Source organism: Nonomuraea sp. B12E4, from assembly GCF_039871825.1.
In the GTDB taxonomy this organism is placed as follows: domain Bacteria; phylum Actinomycetota; class Actinomycetes; order Streptosporangiales; family Streptosporangiaceae; genus Nonomuraea.
The window spans coordinates 1,086,208-1,102,838 of sequence record NZ_JBDPME010000001.1 but is presented as its reverse complement, the minus strand read 5'-3'; the positions used below and the strand labels follow the sequence as shown (position 1 = coordinate 1,102,838).

At 72.5% G+C, this 16,631-nt stretch carries 20 protein-coding genes and 1 pseudogene; 12 read left to right on the top strand and 9 right to left on the bottom strand.

Features of this window, described 5'->3' with window-relative positions:
- Positions 1–56: 56 nt before the first annotated feature.
- The 3 genes from ABGB18_RS05135 to ABGB18_RS05125 form a co-directional block, all read right to left on the bottom strand.
- The gene (locus ABGB18_RS05135) at positions 57–2,360 is read right to left on the bottom strand and encodes an ATP-binding domain-containing protein (protein ID WP_347694149.1); all 2,304 of its coding nucleotides are present in this window, start codon (positions 2,358–2,360) and stop codon (positions 57–59) included.
- Between the two features lie 101 nt (positions 2,361–2,461).
- Positions 2,462–2,629 (bottom strand): hypothetical protein, encoded by a 168-nt coding sequence (locus ABGB18_RS05130; protein ID WP_347694148.1) that lies wholly within the window; start codon positions 2,627–2,629, stop codon positions 2,462–2,464.
- The gene (locus ABGB18_RS05125) at positions 2,626–3,792 is read right to left on the bottom strand and encodes a lanthionine synthetase LanC family protein (RefSeq protein WP_347694147.1); all 1,167 of its coding nucleotides are present in this window, start codon (positions 3,790–3,792) and stop codon (positions 2,626–2,628) included. The genes ABGB18_RS05130 and ABGB18_RS05125 overlap by 4 nt, the downstream gene beginning before the upstream one ends.
- A 178-nt stretch (positions 3,793–3,970) precedes the next feature.
- Here ABGB18_RS05125 and ABGB18_RS05120 point away from each other — a divergent pair, with 178 nt between their 5' ends.
- The 5 genes from ABGB18_RS05120 to ABGB18_RS05100 all read left to right on the top strand — a co-directional run bounded on the left by ABGB18_RS05120 (position 3,971) and on the right by ABGB18_RS05100 (position 7,459).
- Positions 3,971–4,726 carry a TSUP family transporter gene (locus tag ABGB18_RS05120; protein ID WP_347694303.1) on the top strand — a complete coding sequence of 252 codons (756 nt, stop codon included), beginning with the start codon at positions 3,971–3,973 and terminating at the stop codon, positions 4,724–4,726.
- 114 nt (positions 4,727–4,840) lie between these two features.
- Positions 4,841–5,812 (top strand): transcriptional regulator, encoded by a 972-nt coding sequence (locus ABGB18_RS05115; RefSeq protein ID WP_347694146.1) that lies wholly within the window; start codon positions 4,841–4,843, stop codon positions 5,810–5,812.
- Positions 5,813–5,903: 91 nt separating this feature from the next.
- Complete coding sequence (locus ABGB18_RS05110; RefSeq protein WP_347694145.1) at positions 5,904–6,518, top strand: LysE family translocator; 615 nt, start codon at positions 5,904–5,906, stop codon at positions 6,516–6,518.
- A complete protein-coding gene (locus tag ABGB18_RS05105; RefSeq protein WP_347694144.1) occupies positions 6,515–7,243 on the top strand; it encodes an alpha/beta hydrolase in 729 nt (242 codons plus the stop codon). Before ABGB18_RS05110 ends, ABGB18_RS05105 begins: the two co-directional genes overlap by 4 nt.
- A gap of 3 nt (positions 7,244–7,246) precedes the next feature.
- Positions 7,247–7,459 (top strand): hypothetical protein, encoded by a 213-nt coding sequence (locus ABGB18_RS05100; protein ID WP_347694143.1) that lies wholly within the window; start codon positions 7,247–7,249, stop codon positions 7,457–7,459.
- Here ABGB18_RS05100 and ABGB18_RS05095 read toward each other — a convergent pair.
- Together ABGB18_RS05095 and ABGB18_RS05090 are read right to left on the bottom strand one after the other, a co-directional pair.
- Positions 7,456–7,884, bottom strand: a complete 429-nt coding sequence (locus tag ABGB18_RS05095) for an SRPBCC domain-containing protein (RefSeq protein ID WP_347694142.1) — start codon at positions 7,882–7,884, stop codon at positions 7,456–7,458. The genes ABGB18_RS05100 and ABGB18_RS05095 overlap by 4 nt on opposite strands.
- A gap of 20 nt (positions 7,885–7,904) precedes the next feature.
- Entirely contained in the window at positions 7,905–8,207 is a 303-nt protein-coding gene (locus tag ABGB18_RS05090; protein WP_347694302.1) for a metalloregulator ArsR/SmtB family transcription factor, read from the bottom strand.
- 98 nt (positions 8,208–8,305) lie between these two features.
- Between ABGB18_RS05090 and ABGB18_RS05085 the strand changes: the two genes are divergently transcribed.
- Positions 8,306–8,644 carry a VOC family protein gene (locus ABGB18_RS05085; protein ID WP_347694141.1) on the top strand — a complete coding sequence of 113 codons (339 nt, stop codon included), beginning with the start codon at positions 8,306–8,308 and terminating at the stop codon, positions 8,642–8,644.
- Between the two features lie 220 nt (positions 8,645–8,864).
- Positions 8,865–9,212, top strand: coding sequence for a CGNR zinc finger domain-containing protein (locus ABGB18_RS05080; protein WP_347694140.1), 348 nt, complete (start codon positions 8,865–8,867; stop codon positions 9,210–9,212).
- Between the two features lie 111 nt (positions 9,213–9,323).
- On the opposite strand, the gene ABGB18_RS05075 is transcribed toward ABGB18_RS05080, so the two are convergent.
- The 4 genes and pseudogenes from ABGB18_RS05075 to ABGB18_RS05060 form a co-directional block, all read right to left on the bottom strand.
- Positions 9,324–9,941 (bottom strand): ATP-dependent Clp protease proteolytic subunit, encoded by a 618-nt coding sequence (locus ABGB18_RS05075; RefSeq protein ID WP_347694139.1) that lies wholly within the window; start codon positions 9,939–9,941, stop codon positions 9,324–9,326.
- A gap of 1 nt (position 9,942) precedes the next feature.
- Positions 9,943–10,515, bottom strand: a pseudogene (locus ABGB18_RS05070) (ATP-dependent Clp protease proteolytic subunit); the annotation flags it as partial.
- Between the two features lie 212 nt (positions 10,516–10,727).
- A complete protein-coding gene (locus ABGB18_RS05065) occupies positions 10,728–11,615 on the bottom strand; it encodes a DUF2268 domain-containing putative Zn-dependent protease (protein ID WP_347694138.1) in 888 nt (295 codons plus the stop codon).
- Positions 11,616–11,667: 52 nt separating this feature from the next.
- Positions 11,668–12,435: a hypothetical protein gene (locus ABGB18_RS05060; protein ID WP_347694137.1), complete on the bottom strand. Its 768-nt coding sequence runs from the start codon at positions 12,433–12,435 to the stop codon at positions 11,668–11,670.
- Positions 12,436–12,490: 55 nt separating this feature from the next.
- Here ABGB18_RS05060 and ABGB18_RS05055 point away from each other — a divergent pair, with 55 nt between their 5' ends.
- The 5 genes from ABGB18_RS05055 (at position 12,491) to ABGB18_RS05035 (ending at position 16,596) form a co-directional block, all read left to right on the top strand.
- Complete coding sequence (locus ABGB18_RS05055; protein WP_347694136.1) at positions 12,491–13,492, top strand: AAA family ATPase; 1,002 nt, start codon at positions 12,491–12,493, stop codon at positions 13,490–13,492.
- Positions 13,493–13,581: 89 nt separating this feature from the next.
- Positions 13,582–14,514 carry a DUF58 domain-containing protein gene (locus ABGB18_RS05050; RefSeq protein WP_347694135.1) on the top strand — a complete coding sequence of 311 codons (933 nt, stop codon included), beginning with the start codon at positions 13,582–13,584 and terminating at the stop codon, positions 14,512–14,514.
- The gene (locus tag ABGB18_RS05045; RefSeq protein WP_347694134.1) at positions 14,511–15,458 is read left to right on the top strand and encodes a VWA domain-containing protein; all 948 of its coding nucleotides are present in this window, start codon (positions 14,511–14,513) and stop codon (positions 15,456–15,458) included. The genes ABGB18_RS05050 and ABGB18_RS05045 overlap by 4 nt, the downstream gene beginning before the upstream one ends.
- 11 nt (positions 15,459–15,469) lie before the next feature.
- Complete coding sequence (locus tag ABGB18_RS05040) at positions 15,470–16,060, top strand: methyltransferase (protein ID WP_347694133.1); 591 nt, start codon at positions 15,470–15,472, stop codon at positions 16,058–16,060.
- On the top strand, positions 16,057–16,596 hold the full coding sequence (locus ABGB18_RS05035; protein WP_347694132.1) for a TrmH family RNA methyltransferase: 540 nt from the start codon (positions 16,057–16,059) through the stop codon (positions 16,594–16,596). Before ABGB18_RS05040 ends, ABGB18_RS05035 begins: the two co-directional genes overlap by 4 nt.
- Positions 16,597–16,631: the final 35 nt, after the last annotated feature.

Here is a 16,631-nt window from a genome sequence, read left to right as displayed (position 1 = left end):
GGGTTGGAGGCGGTGAGCTCGGTCACACCGGTCCGCCGCCTTTACAATGTAGATTTCTAGGCCAGGCGGGACAGCGACTCCGGCAGGTCGCCCTCGTACACCACCGTCAGCCGCCGCGTCGCCCGCGTCACCGCCACGTACAGGTCCTGGCCGCCCATCGGCGACTGGGCCACGATGCCGGCCGGATCCACCACCACGACCGCGTCGAACTCCAGCCCTTTGGCCTGCCCCACCGTCAGCACCACCACCGGCGCGTCCAGATCACCGCCCGGGAACCGCGCCGCGGTCTCCGCGTGCCGGGCGTCCGGCGTCACCACCCCCACCCGGCCCTCGCCGATCGCCGCCAGCTCGTCCGCCACCAGCGCGGGCAGCCCCGCCACCGGCAGCCGCACGGCCCGCGGCTCGGCCTCGCCGTCACGCACCGACTCCGGCGCCTTCTGCCCCGGCGCGAAGGCGTGCAGCACATCCGCGGCGACCCGCATGATCTCTACCGGCGTACGGTAGTTGACGAGCAGCCGCTCCTCCCGCCACCGCCCCTCCAGGTACGGGTCCAGCACCTCGCCCCACGAGCGCGCGCCCGCCGCCGAGCCCGTCTGCGCCAGATCGCCCACCACGGTCAGCGACTTGGCCGGCACCCGCCGCATGATCATCCGCCAGGCCATCGCGGACAGCTCCTGGGCCTCGTCCACGATCACGTGCCCGTAGGCCCAGGTGCGGTCGGCCGCCGCCCGGTCGGCCGTCGTCAGCCCCAGCCCGTCGTCGGCGTGCCGCTCGGCCAGCACGTCGGCCCGCGCGAAGACGCCCTGCTCCGCCACGCCCGTCGACTGCAGCACCTCCCACGCGTACAGCTCCTGCTCGGCCTGCTCCTCCCCCGCCTGCCGGGCCTCCGCCCGGCGGGCCGAGTCGTCCTCGCCCAGCAGCTCGGCCGCCTCGTCCAGCAGCGGCACGTCCCCGATCGTCCACTCCGCGTCCACCGGGCGCACCAGCTCGCGCCAGTCCAGCCCGGGCGGCGCCACCGACCACAGCGTCTCCGGCGAGGACAGCAGCTCGGCGATCAGCCGCTGCGGCGTCAGCTCGGGCCACAGCCCGTCGACCGCGCGCCGCACCTGCGGCTCGCCCCACAACCGCTGCGAGGCCAGCCGCAGGTCCACCTCGTCCAGGTCGCCCTCCAGGTCCAGCGGCTGCGACAGCTCCGGCTCGCCCTCCACCACCAGCTCCTCGATGTGCAGCGACTCCTCCAGCGCCCGCGCCTCGGCCTTGGCCAGCTCTTTCAGCAGCTCGGTGACGTACAGTTTGCGCGCCATGTTGTGCGACAGCCGTCCCGCGCCGGACCCGGCCAGGGTCGAGACGGCGCGGGCCCGGTCGCGCAGGCGCAGGCACACCTCGCGCGGCACCCGCAGCACCAAGCCGTCCAGCTCCACCTCCAGGTCCTCGTCCGGCACCGTCTGGCGCAGCTCCAGCGCGCGGGCCACCACCTCGGCCATCCGCGGGTCGCCCTTGACCACCGCCGCCGCCGGCGCGTCCGCCCCGGTCGCCCGCACCCCGGGGAACATCTCCCCCACCGTGGACATCACCACCTGCGTCTCCCCCAGCGCGGGCAGCACCTGGCTGATGTAGCGCAGGAACATCGGGTTGGGCCCCACCACCAGCACGCCGCGCCGCTCCAGCGTGTCGCGGTGGGTGTAGAGCAGGTACGCGGCCCGGTGCAGCGCCGCCACCGTCTTGCCGGTGCCCGGTCCGCCCTGCACCACCAGCGCTCCCTGCAGCCCGGCACGGATCACCCGGTCCTGCTCGGTCTGGATGGTGGCCACCACGTCGCTCATCCGGCCGGTCCGGCCCCGCCGCAGGGCCGCCAGCAGCGCCGCCTCGCCGACCAGCGTGCGCCGGTCCCCCTCGGCCATCCCCTCCAGGTCGAACACCTCGTCGTCGATGCCGACCACCGTACGGTCCCGTAGATGCAGATGCCTGCGCCGCACCAGCCCGCCCGGGTCGGTGGCCGTGGCCACGTAGAACGGCCGCGCCGCCGGTGCCCGCCAGTCGATCAGCACCGACTCGTGGTTCTCGTCCCGCAGCCCGATCCGGCCGACATAGGTGCGCTCCCCCGAGCGCTCGTCGATGCGGCCGAAGCACAGTCCCCGTTCCACCGCGTTGAGCTGCGCCAACCGGCGGGCCTGCTCCGAGGCCAGCACCTCGCGCTCGACCATCGCCTGGCGCGTGCCCAGGGCGCCGCCCCTGCCGTACTCCTCGAGCAGCGCCGCCTGCGCCCGCTCCCTGGTGGCGTCGAGCCGGTCGTACAACCGCGACACGGTGCGCTGCTCGGTGTCAAGGGCTTCCGCAAGACCATCTTGACGACTAGTCATCGCGTGGTATACTCCTAACGGGAAGTCTGTGAAGCTCGTATATTAATGCGCAGTGTTCGAGCTTAACCTCCGCGTTGCCGCGCACGCAACCGCCCGCGGGGTCATCCGTGTTCGCGCAGCGTATCCGCCGGAGCCGGGATCGCCGGGAACAGATTGTCCGGCAGTAAGATCACCCTCCGCGCCCGCCCCTCACGTGACGCCGCCTCCAGGTGCAGCAGCGCCGCGCCGATGCCCGCCGCGCCCGCCAGATAGCCGGTGTCCGCGCTCACCTCGCCCAGCCGCTGATAGGCCTGATACCAGCGCAGCCCCCCGCCGCCGCGCGCCCGCGCCACCAGATGCCGCCCCAGCCGCCCGGCGAAGTCCAGGTAGGTCCGGCGGGGCGCCCGGTCACCGCCCACAACCCGGTGAACAGCTCCACCAGCCCCGCCACACCGCAGCACTGGCAGGCCGTGTCCCACAGCCCCGGCACCCGCCGGTCCGGCACCCCGCTGCCCGCGATCCCGGCCGCCAGCCGCTCGGCCCAGTCGAGGTCGGCCGGGTCGCCCGCCACCCGGTAGAGCTCGTAGAACATCCGCGCCACCCCGGCCGAGCCCGAGCAGAACCCCAGGTAGTGCAGGCCCCGCCCCTGCGGCAGGTGGTGCGGCACCAGCGCGCGCGGGCCGTCCACGACGCTGACCGCGCGGACGAACCCCGCGCCCCGGCGCGCCGCCGCCAGGAACCGGGTCTCGCCCGTGACCCCGTACAGGCGGGACAGCAGGAACGCCGTCCCCGATGTGCCGGCCAGGAATCCCGGCGTGACGGCGTCGCGAGGCAGGCCCGGGCAGTCGCCGAAGCGGTGCCCCGGCACCGCCAGCCGCGCCACCCGCTCACCCGCCTCCGCCGCCAGCTCCCCGTATCTCGGCAGGCCCAGCATCGAGGCGGCGTGCAGCAGCGCCAGCACCACGCCGCCGTCGCCGCGCTGCGCCGGATCACCCGACCAGCCGGGACCGGACTCCATCGGGCGCGCCGCCCGGACCACCCGGTCCAGCGCGCCCACCGCCGCCTCCTCCGGGCCGCCGTCGCCCAGCACCCACCCGGCCTCGCAGAGCGCCACCGCGATGCCGCTCAGCCCGTGGTGCAGGCTCACGTCGCCGGCCTCGGGCCACGCCCGCGCCAGGTAGGCGGTGCCGGCCCGGGCGTCCTCCAGGTATCCGTCGTCACCCGTCGCCGCGGCCAGCTCCAGGAAGAACAGCACGATCCCCGCGGCCCCGGCGGCGAGCGAGGCGGGCTCGGGCGCCAGCGCCGACCTGCCGCTCGGGTCGGGGTTGGCCCGCCAGTGCCGCACCGGGCCGTCGCCGCTGGCCGCGGCCCTGATCCAGCGTGCCGCCCCGATCGCGGCGCTCAGCGGCGTGTCCGCATGCGCGCCGGGCGGGCGGGTCGCATCCAGGCTCATGGCGCACCCGGGCTCCTCCTGGTCGCCGGTCGGGACCTCACATTCTCCCCCACGCGCCCGCCGTCGGGCACGCCGGCCGCTGACCGGGTGTCTCCTGCGGCAGGCGGGTTCAGAGTCGCCAATGGACGACTTGTACACTCATCACCGTTTGTTCGGGGATACGGGGGATTGCGTGCCGCTGGATCAGGTCCTGGTGTTGCTGGCCGCGGCGGCGGGCGCCGGCTGGGTGGACGCCGTCGTGGGCGGCGGCGGGTTGCTGCAGCTTCCCGCCACCCTGATGACCGGGATGCCCACCGTGGAGGCGATGGCGACCAACAAGGTGTCCTCGATGTTCGGCACCGCCTCCGCGGCCGTGGCGTACGCGCGCTCCACCAAGATCGATCGCCAGGTGGCGCTGCCCGCGACGGGCCTGGCCGTGATGTGCGCCGGGCTGGGGGCGTGGGCGGCGGCCTCGATCTCGGCCGAGGTGCTGCGGCCGGCCGTCATGGTGGTGCTGCTGGCGGTGGCGGCGTTCGTGACGCTGCGGCCGGGGTTCGGGGCCGTACCGGAGCCTCGCCTGCGCGCCCGGGGGCGGGTGCTGGCCGCCGTGGCGACGGCCGGGATGGTGATCGCGTTCTACGACGGGATCATGGGGCCGGGCACCGGAACGTTCCTGATCATCGCGTTCACCACCATCCTCGGGCTGGACTTCGTGTCGGCGTCCGCCTCGGCGAAGATCATCAACATCGGGACGAACCTCGGAGCGCTGGCGGTGTTCGCGGTGCAGGGGCACGTGCACTGGGGGCTGGGGCTGGGCATGGCGGTGTGCAACGTGGCCGGCGCCCAGATCGGGGCCCGCATGGCGCTGCGCCGGGGCGCCGCCTTCGTCCGGATCGTACTGTTGTGCGTGGTGGTGGCGATGGTGATCAGGCTGGGCTGGCAGCAGTTCGCCTGACCGCCTCCTTCGGCACTCCGCCGTGCCGAAGGTGCCGCGCCGTGCCGAAGGTGCCGCCACCGGGCTCCAGGCGTTCGTGCGGGCGCTTCCCGCCGGCTCCCTACAATGGGCGCCATGCGTGCCAGCCGCCTGCTCTCGCTGCTCCTGCTCCTGCAGACGCGCGGCCGCATGACCGCGCCCGAGCTGGCCGGGGAGCTGGAGGTGTCGGTCCGTACGGTCTACCGCGACGTGGAGGCGCTGTCGGCGGCCGGTGTGCCGGTCTACGCCGACCGCGGCCCTGCGGGCGGCTACCAGCTCCTCGACGGCTACCGCACCAGGCTCAACGGGCTGACGGCCGAGGAGGCCTCGTCGCTGTTCCTGGCGGGGCTGCCGGGTCCGGCGGCGGAGCTGGGGCTGGCCGAGGTGGCGGCGGCCGCCGAGCTGAAGCTGCTGGCCGCGCTGCCGCCCGAGCCGCGCTCGCACGCAGCGCGCATGCGTGAGCGGTTCCTGCTGGACGTGCCGGGGTGGTATCGCGCGAGCGACGACGTGCCGCACCTCAGCGCGGTGGCCGCGGCGGTGTGGGATCAGCGGCCGCTGCACATGACCTACCGGCGCTGGGGCCGTAAGGAGGTGGACCGGGTGATCCATCCGTACGGGCTGGTGCTGAAGGGCGGGTCGTGGTACATGGTGGCCGCGCCGCCCGGTGGCACCCCGCGCACCTACCGGGTGGCGCGCGTGCTGACGCTTGAGACGCTGCCCGGGCGGTTCACCTGGCCGGAGGGGTTCGAGCTGGCGGAGTTCTGGCACGGCTACACCGAGGAGTTCCGCGAGCGGATGTACACCGGGCATGCCGTCATCAAGCTCGCCCCCGGGCGTGGCGACCTGCTGGCGTACACGATGGGCGCGGACGTCGTCACCGCCGCCCTGGCCGCGGCCGGCGAGCCCGACCCCGAGGGGTGGCTGACCCTGACCGTGCCCGTGGAGTCGCTGACGCACGCGCGCTGGCTGCTGCTGCGTATGGGGACCGACGTCGAGGTGCTGGGGCCGCCGGAGCTGCGGGCCATGATGGCCGAGACGGTCGCGGCACTGGGCAAGGTCTACCCGTGAAGGCGCTGAGGACCTCCCACAAGACCTCCGGCGAAACGGACCTCCGGTAAATCAGGCGAGATTCCGGCGCGGTTCTGTCACGATGCCGCGCATGTATCTCTTTGCGTTCATGGGCGCGTGCGTGCTGGTGGCCATGGTGCCCGGCGTCAGCACCGCCATCATCCTGCGCCAGACCCTGCGCGCCGGCCGGGGTTCGGGCCTGGCCGCCACGCTGGGCAACGAGACCGGGATCCTGGCGTGGGGGCTGGCGGCGGCGTTCGGCCTGTCGGCGTTGCTGGTGGCCTCGGAGCTGGCCTACGACGTCATGCGCGTCGCGGGCGCCGTCGTGCTGGTGGTGATGGGGGCACAGTCGTTGTGGCAGGCGCGCAAGGGGGCGCCGCAGCCGCCCGAGGGCGAGGCGGTGGCGGGCTGGCGCGGGCCGTACCTGGCGGGTGTCGGGACGTGCCTGGCCAACCCGAAGGCGGGGGTGTTCGCGATGTCGTTCCTGCCGCAGTTCGTCCCGCCGGGGCAGAGCGTGCCGCTGACGCTGGTGACGCTGGCCCTGGTGTGGGTGCTGGTGGACCTGCTCTGGTACGGGCTGCTCATCTGGGCGGTCGCCAGGGCCAAGGCGTGGCTCGGCCGGCCGGCGGTCCGGCGGCGGCTGGAGCAGATCTCGGGCGTGGTGCTGATCGGGCTGGGCGTACGGCTGGTGGTGGATTCGAAATGACGATCTGGCACGCCGAGCGGGGCACGGGTGAGCCGGTGGTGCTGCTGCACTCGTCGGCGGCCGACTCCGGCATGTGGGACGCGCAGTGGGACGCCCTGGCCGGGCGCTTCCGGGTGATCAAAGTGGATTTCCGCGGATACGGGCGCACGCCGTTCCAGGCGGACGGCCCGTACAGCGACGCGGGTGACGTGGCCGAGGTGCTGGCCGGGCTGGGCGTGAGCCGGGCGGCCGTGGTGGCGTCGTCGGGCGCCGGCCAGGCCGCGCTGGAGCTGGCCGCCGACGGGCTCGCCGACCGCCTGGTGCTGCTCAACCCGGTCTCCGCGCTGGAGCCGACGGCGGATGTGCGGGCGTACTGGAAGGAGGAGGCGCGGCTGCTCGAACTGGGCGACATCCAGGGGGCCGCCGAGCTGAACGCGCGCACCCTGCTCGGCCCCGAGGCGTCCCGGGCGGCCTGGGAGCGGCTGGTGGCCATGCAGCGGCACGCGTTCGAGGTGCAGCTCGCCGCGGATCCGGAGCCCGAGCGGGTCGAGCGGGAGCCGCCGGCGATCGACGTGCCCGCGCTGGTGGTGGCCGGGGCGCACGACCTGTTCTCCTTCGTGGCCAGTGCCCGGCATCTGGCCGGCACGCTGCCGCGCGCCCGGCTGGTGGAGCTGGACTGGGCCGGGCACCTGCCCGCCCTCGAACGCCCGGAGGAGGTCAACGCCCTGCTGCTGGACTACCTTTAGGGCATGACGAACGACCTGGCGACCCTGATGAGGCAGGCGCAGGACGACGATCCGCTGCTGGCACTGCACGCCACCACCGCGTTGCGCCACGAGATCGAGCGCCTGGAGGCGGTCCAGGTGCGGCGGGCCCGGGTGGCCGGGCTCGCCTGGGCGCAGATCGCCAACGCGATCGGGGTGAGCAAGCAGGCCGTGCACAAGAAATACGGCCGCCGCTAGACCCGTTCCCGCCACTGGTCCGCGAACCAGCCGAGGACGATGTTCCAGGAGTAGCCGCGCCGGATCCGCGCGGCCACGTCCGGCGGCAGCGTGTCCAGGCCGCGATGCTCCAGCAGCACCTCGGTGCCGCCCTCGACCGGGCTGAAGGCGACCTCGATCTCCATCCGGCCGGTGCGGTTGAGCAGGTCGGCCCAGACGAGGCGGTGCGGGGGCTCCCAGACGACGACCCTGCCGGTGTCGACGTGGCCGCCGTCGGACCACACCTCGCGCAGGTAGCCGTCCTCGAACCGGATGCCCACGGCGCGGTCCGGGTCAACCCAGCTGTGACGGCCGCGGACGTACCAGTGGTCGATCTCGTCGGTGAAGATCCGGAACGCGGTCGCGGGATCGACCGGCACGGTGACGCTGGCCTGCACGGAGCTCATTGCCGGGCTCATGGCCGGGCTCATGGCCGGCGCTCCACGTGCTCCTTGAACGAGCCGAGCTGCTCGGCCCAGAACGCCTGCACCTGGTCCAGCCACGCCTGCAGGGCGGTGAACGGCTCCTGGCGCAGCGTGTACAGGCGCAGGCGGGCGTCGGCCCCGCCGGCCTCGGCCTGCACGAGGCCGCCCGCCCGCAGCACCCGCAGGTGCCTGCTGAGGGCGGGCGCGCTCATCTGCACCGCCTGCGCCAGCTCCCCGGCCGGGCGGGGTCCTTCGCGCAGCAGGTCGATCACCTTGCGCCGGGTCGGATCGGCGAGCGCGGCCAGCGTCGCGTCCAGGTCATTAACGCTATTGTTAATATTTGCCTGCTTCCGTTAGGGTGTTAATCCTTAACGATAGCGTCAATTATTGCGGAGGTACGCTCATGCCGGTCGAGCTGCACTACTTCACCCTGTCCGTGGCGGACCTGGACCGGGCAGCCGCCTTCTATGGAGGGCTGTTCGGCTGGGAGTTCGACCGGAAGCACGCGACCTACCTGCATGTCACCAACACGTCCGTGCCCATGGGCTTCACCTCCGACGGCCCCTCCTCCCAGCCGAACCTGTATTTCGGCGTCCCCGACGTCGACACCGCGGCCGAGCGGGTGCGCGAGCTCGGCGGCAGCGCCGGCGACATGTACGAGAGCGCCTCGGGCCGCGGCTGCGCCTGCACCGACGACCAGGGCACCCGCATCAGCCTCTGGCAGCCCACCACCGCCCGGTGACCGGCTCCCCAGGGCCTGAGTTGCCCGCCGGAACCGCCGTCGAGCCGCAAGGCTAATCGGGGGCCTTGACGGTGGCGATGCCGAGGGTGCTCGTCATCGGCAGCATCCCGGCCTCGAAGATCGCACCGAGCAGGGGGGACCCGAGCCGGGCCAGCCGCTCCTCCCCGAGGCTGGGTCCTGGAACGCGCTCACCACCGCCGACGCCGACCGGCTCGCAGACGTGGCCGCCGCGTTGCGCCCCGCCTTCACCGGGGCCCAGGACGCGACCGCCACGCTCAACCGGGCCCTGGCATGTCACCAAGCCGTCCCCAACCTGCGGGGCGACCCGCCCATCCTGGCCTTCCACCGGCCGGGCTCGGACCTCCTGGACGCCTGGGCCGCCGACGCCGCCACGGCGCTGGCCATGGTGATCGGCGTCGGGCAGGGACAACGGCTGCGGGCGTGCGAGGCGGGCGCGTGCGACCTCGTCTTCTTCGACGTCACCCGCAACGCCTCCCGCCGCTTCTGCGGCCTGTCCTGCCAAAACCGCGCCAAAGCCAGCGCCTACCGCGCCCGCCGCCGCCCATGACCTCGACCCCACCCGCCGCCGCACGCGACCCTGGGCCGCACCCGCCGCCGCACACGGCCCCAATCCACACCCCGGCGGGCCGGGGCGACGCGGCAGGGCCGGAGGGCCGGGTCAGCGGGTCGGGGTGAGGGTGCGTTTTCTGGAGGCGTAGACGTCGTCGATCAGGTGGTAGGTCCGCGCCTGCTCGGCCGTGAAAACGCGATCCCGCTCGATGTCCTTCCTGATCTCCAGCACCCCCCGCCCCGTGTGCCGGGACAGGATCTCCTCCTGCTGGTCCCGCATCCGCAGGATCTCCCGCGCGTGGATCTCCAGGTCGCTCGACTGCCCGCGCCCGCCCTCCGTGTGCGGCTGGTGGAGCAGGACCCGGGCGCGCGGGAGGGCGGCCCGCTTGCCGGGGGAGCCCGCGGCCAGCAGGACGGCCGCCGCCGAGGCCGCCTCACCGATGCAGACCGTGTGGATCTCCGGCCGGACGAACTGCATCGTGTCGTAGATGGCGGTCATCGAGGTGAACGACCCGCCGGGCGAGTTGATGTAGAGGTGGATGTCCTGGTCGGGGTCGAGCGACTCCAGCGTGAGCAACTGCGCCATCACGTCGCTGGCCACGGTGTCGTCGATCGGCGTGCCCAGGAAGACCACCCGGTCCTCGAACAATTTGTTGTACGGGGTCGTCTCCTTCATCCCGTACGAGGTCCGCTCGGTGAAGGACGGCAGCACGTAACGTCCGGGCATGTCAGTTGACCCTCTCGGAGATGTGGTCGACGATCCCGTATTCCTTGGCCTCCAGGGCGGTGAACCAGCGGTCGCGATCGGAGTCCTCCTGGATGCGCTCCAGCGGCTGGCCCGTGTTGTGGGCGATGATCTCGGCGATCCTGCGCTTGGTGTAGAGCATGTTCTCGGCCTGGATCGCGATGTCGCTGGCCGAGCCGCCGATGCCGCCGAGCGGCTGGTGCATCACGATGCGCGCGTTGGGCAGGGCGTGGCGCTTGCCCTTGGCACCCGCCGACAGCAGCACCTGCCCCATGGAGGCGGCGAACCCCATCGCCACCGTCGCCACGTCACACGGAATGAAGTTCATCATGTCGTAGAGCGCCATCCCCGCGTGCACGCTGCCGCCCGGGGAATTGATGTAGAGCGTTATGTCGCGCTTGGAATCCTCGGCCGCCAGCAATAGGAGCTCTCCGCAGAGCCGGTTGCAAATCTCGTCGTCGACCTCCTGTCCGAGGACGACGATGCGCTCCCTGAGCAGGCGCTGGCTGAGCTGGTCTGGCCAGGCAGCGTGCTTGTTGTCCGCCATGACGGCCGCCTTTCTGTACCGGGTATATCCGCGAAAAACGCTAGACCCGCAAGGCGCGAATTACTGAACCTTTTCGCTGGCGGCGCATTTCTCTAAGGGCGCATTCCACCGAGAGCGAATGGCCCTCGACAGGCGATCGCGAATATGAGAGTGGACCCCCGGCCTCCGACACGCCGGTGGGCGGGAACGGCCCCCGTTCCCGCCCATGCCCCCGCGCCTCCCTAAGCGCCGGGCCAGGTCTCCCCCTGCCTGGCCTCGTCCGCACGCCGCATCAGCTCCGCCGCCGGCAGCAGCGTCGCCTCCTCCACCGACAGCCCGGTGGCGGCCAGCACGCGATCCACGAGCCGCAGCCCCACTCCGTATCCCGCCATGTCGGGAATGCCGCGCGGCTCCTGCCCGAAGTTGCGCATCGCGGTGTCCCCCAGCACGTACGCCGACGTGTGCTGCATCCCTACCAGGCCGAAGGCGTCCATGATCAGCCGGTGGGCCTCCTCCAGGGCCTCCCCCGTCACCATCGACGACCACGGCCCCATCGCCTCAGGTCCCGACAGCTCCCGCACGAACGCCTCGGCCAGCCCCTCGGACACCACGTGCTCCCCCACGGACCAGGTCGCCGGGTTCCACTCCACGTTGGTGTAGCGCACGTTGTGGTGGAACTCGTGCACCGCGCAGTGCGCGATCCGGCCGATCACCTCGTCGGACGGCCACGCCAGCACGTAGAGCCAGCCCGGCGAGGTGCCCATCCCGTAGTAGCCGCCGCCCACCTTCATCAGGTGCTCGCTGTCCGGGTTGCCGAGCACGAACATGACCCGCAGCGAGTCCTGCTGCTTGGCCCCGCTCAGCGCCTCGGAGGCGCGGGTCAGCTCCCGCCGCACCTGCCCCAGCACGTCGGCGTCGATCATGCGCTGGACGGCGGGCAGGTAACGCGGGTCCTCGGCGTCGACCCGGAAGCCGCCACCGCCGTGGTGCATGTCGATGAGGTCGCCGGGCATCGGGATCGCCGGCCGCATCGGCTCCAGCATCTCCCGCAGCGCGCCGGGCCGCCGGTCGAGCGGTTGGGCGAGCAGCCCGGCCATCGCCGTGAGCGTGTCGTGAACGATGAACTCCATGCCGCGAAGGCTAAAGTCTCCAGCAAGGGGAGACTCAAATCGAACAACCTCGTCAGAGCTGAGGCTCCTGGCCCGGGTCGTCCCCCGGCGACCGGCCCGGCGATCCCGGCCCGGACTCGCTGGGCGACGGCGAGTCCGACGGCGACGGCACCGGAGTCTGCGGCGTCGGCGGCGGCGTCGGCACGAACACCGTCGGCGGCAGTTGCACGGGCTGCGGCTGGCTGTCGCTCCGGCCCAGCAACAGCAGCAGCAGGATCGCCGTCACCAGGGCCAGCAGCAGCGCCAGCGCCAGCGCGGCCAGCAGCACCCGCCGGCGCGTCTCGGTGAGCGGCGGGCGCCGGCGCGCCGGTCTGGGCAGGGCCGGCGCGCGGTCGGTCAGCCAGTACGGCACGAAGTCCGGCCCGTGCACCTCCCCGATCAGCGTCCCGCCCACCATCACCTGCTCCAGGAACCACTCGGCTCCCGGCCGGCCCGGCACGTACGGGACCGCCACCCACGGCGCGTGCCCGGCGTCGTGCCCCAGCACCTCGGGCGTGCCGTCCAGCACCGCGCCCCGGGGCCGGCCGCCGCGGCCCAGCCAGCCGCGCATCCTGGACCGCTCGTCCGGGGCGGCCTCCTTGATCGCGGCGACGAAACGCTCGCGCGCCGCGGCGTCGAAGGCGGCCCCGCGCGTCAGCAGGCCCAGGGACACCGCGCGCCCGTCGGGCCCCTGGCCCAGGTACACGAACCCGGCCGGCGCCGACCGCAGGCGCGCTTGCACCACGTAGGGCCCCAACCGGGGCGGATCGCCGAACTGCAGGGGACTTGCCACGTTTGCCATGAAAGCACAGACGTGGCGTCGTGCACGTTTGCGGCACGTTTGGTGGAATGGCGTCATGAGCGTCGCCGAAGAGTTGCCAGGGGGGAACGACGCAGCCCTGCTGCGTCAGAGTCTCGACGAGGTCCGGCGGGTCATCGTCGGCCAGGACCACATGGTCGAACGGCTGGTCGTGGCCTTGCTGGCGCGCGGGCACTGCCTGCTCGAAGGAGTCCCGGGCGTCGCCAAGACCCTCGCCGCCGCCACCCTGGCCACCGTCGTGGGCGGTACGTTCGCCCGCATCCAGTTCACCCCCGACCTCGTGCCGAGTGACATCGTCGGCACCCGGGTCTTCCACCCCTCCAACGAGAAGTTCGATGTCGAGCTCGGCCCCGTGTTCGTCAACTTCCTGCTGGCCGACGAGATCAACCGCGCCCCCGCCAAGGTCCAGTCCGCCCTGCTGGAGGTGATGGCCGAGCGCCAGGTCACCCTCGCCGGGGTCACCCATCCGCTGCCCAAGCCGTTCATCGTGCTCGCCACGCAGAACCCGATCGAGTCGGAAGGCGTCTACCCGCTGCCCGAGGTGCAACGCGACCGCTTCCTGTTCCGGGTCCGCGTGCCGCACCCCACCGCGCACGAGGAACTGGAGATCCTGCACCGGATGAGCGTCACCCCGCCGGTGCCCGACCGGGTGCTCGACCCCGGCAAGCTGCTGGCGCTGCAGCAGGCGGCCGAGCAGGTCTCGGTGCACCAGCTCGTCGCCGACTACGTGGTACGGCTGGTCATGGCCACCCGCGCCCCCGCCGAGTACGGCATCCCCGACCTCGTCGAAACCGTCGAGATCGGCGTCAGCCCGCGGGCCACGCTCGGCCTGGTGGCCGCCGGCCGGGCGCTGGCCCTGCTGCGCGGACGCGACTACCTGCTGCCCGACGACGTACGCGACGTGGCCGTGGACGTCATGTCGCACCGGCTGATGCTCACCTTCGACGCCCTGGCCGACGGCGTCGACCCCGAGCAGGTCGTCCGCCAGATCCTGCACGCCGTACCCCCGCCCCTCGTCGTCTGGAACCAGAACCGTTGACCACACTGAACGAACCCGGCGTCGCGAGCGGAATGCCAGCGCCGGGGCCGAGCACCACCACATGGCCGGGGAAGGGCGGTGACCAGCAGATGAGCACAGCCGAACAGGCTCTGCGCCGGTTGGAGCTGACCGTCACCCGGCGGCTGGACGGGCTGCTGCACGGCGTGCACCAGGGGCTCCTGCCCGGCCCCGGGAGCGAGACCGGCGACAGCCGCGTCTACGTGCCCGGGGAGGACGACGTGCGCCGCATGGACTGGGCCGTCACCGCGCGCACCACCGTCCCCCACGTCCGCGACCTGATCGCCGACCGCGAACTGGAGACCTGGGCGCTGGCCGACCTGTCGCCCAGCATGGACTTCGGCACCGCCGACACCGACAAGCGCGACCTGGTGGTGGCCGCCGTGGGCGCGATCGGGTTCCTGTCGAGCCGGATGGGCGACAAGTTCGGCGCGCTGGTGCTGCACGACGAGTTCATCCACCGCATGCCCGCCCGTACCGGCCGCCCCGCCCTCTTCGGCCTGCTGCACTCCCTCATGGACGCCCCGCGCGGCCGGATCGTCCCCGACGCCCCCGACCTGGCCGAGGGCATCGAGGTCCTGTCGGCCAGCCGGCGGCGGCGCGGCATGCGGCTGGTCGTCTCCGACTTCCTCGACGCCCACCCCGATCTCGACCCCGAGGCCGAACGCCCCTGGGAACGCCCCATCAGGCGGCTGGCCGCCCGCCACCAGGTGCTGGCGGTCGAGGTGATCGACCCCCGCGAGCTCGAACTGCCGGACGTCGGCCGGGTCGCGTTCGCCGATCCCGAGACCGGGAAAGTACGCGAAGTGCATCTTTCACCCAAAGTCCGGCACGCATACGCGGAGGCGGCCGCGGCACAACGCGAGGGCACCCGCCGGGCCCTGCGCCGCGCCGGGATCGCCCACCTGGTGCTGCGCACCGACCGGGACTGGGTGTTCGACGTGGCGCAGTTCGTGCTGCGCATGCGCCGCATGAGCCACCTCGCCCAGCGGAGAGCCACATGACGTTCCTTTCCCCCGGCTGGTTGTGGCTGTTCGTGCTCATGCTGCTGCTCGTGGCGGGCTACATCGTGGCCATGTTCGCGCGCCGCCGCTACACCGTGCGCTTCACCAACCTGGCGCTGCTCGACCTGGTCGCCCCCGCCGGCCCCGGCTGGCGCCGGCACGTCGCGCCGGGCCTGTTCCTCCTCATGATGTCGCTGCTGGTCGTCGGCGCCGCCAAGCCCGCCAGCGAGGTACGCGTCCCCCGCGACCGCGCCACCATCATGATCGCCCTGGACGTGTCCCTGTCCATGGACGCCGACGACGTGCAGCCCGACCGCATCAGCGCCGCCAAGGCCGCCGCGCAGGCGTTCGCCAAGGAGCTGCCCGACCGCTTCAACGTCGGCGTGGTCTCCTTCGCCCGCTCCGCCAACGTGGTCATCTCCCCCACCACCGACCACCAGGCCGTGGTGACCGCCATCGGCAACCTCACCACCCGCCCCGGCACGGCGATCGGCGAGGCCGTCTTCAACTCGCTCGACTCGCTGCGCTCGTTCGACCAGCAGGCCGCCACCGACCCGCCGCCGGCCGCCATCGTGCTGCTGTCCGACGGCGACAACACCTCCGGCAGGTCGGTGAACGAGGCCATCGAGGCCGCCCAGCAGGCCCGCGTACCGGTCTCCACCATCGCGTACGGCACCCAGGAGGGCACTGTCAGCATCGACGGCAGGCCGGTGAACGTGCCGGTCAACAAGCAGACCCTGCAGTCGCTGTCCGACGGCACCAGCGGCCGGGCCTACTCCGCCGAATCCGGCAGCGAGTTGCGCGAGGTCTACGAGCAGATCGGCACGTCGCTCGGCTACAAGCTGGTCAACCAGGAGATCACCCAGTGGTTCATCGTGGCCGCGATCCTGGCGGGGCTGCTGGTGGCGGGCGCCGCGGTCATGTTCGGTTCCCGCATCCCGTAACGTTTGGCGACGTGGCCCACTACTTCTCCGAGCAGCCGAAGACCGCGAGCAGGCCGGGTTCGGTCGACCTGGTCCTGCCCGACCTGCACCTGCGGCTGGAGACCGACAGCGGGGTGTTCTCGCCGGAGCGGGTCGACGTGGGCACGCGCGTCCTGCTGGAGAGCGTCCCGCCGCCGCCGCAGGAGGGCGACCTGCTCGACCTCGGCTGCGGCTACGGGCCGATCGCGCTGACCATGGCCACCCGGGCGCCCGGGGCGACGGTGTGGGCCGTCGACGTCAACCGGCGCAGCCTGGAGCTGACCGCGCGGAACGCCCAGGCCGCCCGCCTTGACAAAGTAAGGTCAGTGCATGTCGATGAAGTGCCAGATGAAGTGAAATTTCGGGCCATCTGGTCTAATCCTGCGATCCGCATTGGGAAGCAGGCTCTGCACGAGATGCTCACCAGGTGGCTCACGCGGCTGGCCCCCGACGGCGTCGCCTACCTGGTCGTCCAGAAACACCTCGGCTCGGACTCCCTGCAGCGCTGGCTCGGCGAGCAGGGCTGGCAGGCCTCCCGCGAGGCCAGCCGGGCCGCCTACCGCATCCTGAAGGTGACCCGATGAGAAGGCAGCTTCGCCCCACCGACGTCAAGCGGCTCAACCGCACCTGGCGCAGGAACACCGGAAACCGCCTCGGCCTGATCATCGAGTCGGTCACCGGCCCGTTCAACATCGGCTCGATCTTCCGCAGCGCGGCCGCGTTCGGCGTGGACGAGATCTGGCTGGCCGGCAACGCCACCCCGCCGACCAATCCCAAGGCGGGCAAGACCGCGCTGGGCACCGAGCGGCTGGTCACCTGGCACGAGCCGGTGCCGGCCGTCGAGGCGGTCAAGGCCGCCAGGGAGGGCGGCTACACGGTCCTGGCCATCGAGCTGACCGCCGGGTCCGTGCCGCTGCACCGGGCCGGCCTGGGCCGCGACGTGTGCCTGGTGGTGGGCAGCGAGGACCACGGCTGCTCCCCCGCGCTGCTCGACGCCGTGGACGGGGCCTGTTACATCCCGCAGGTCGGGCGGGTCGGCTCGTTCAACGTGGCGGTGGCCGCGGCCATCGCGCTGGCCGAGACGCGCCGCCAGGAGTGGCAGAATCTCCCCGATTCGTAACCGCAGCGTTCACCCACGAAGGGCATACTTCAGGA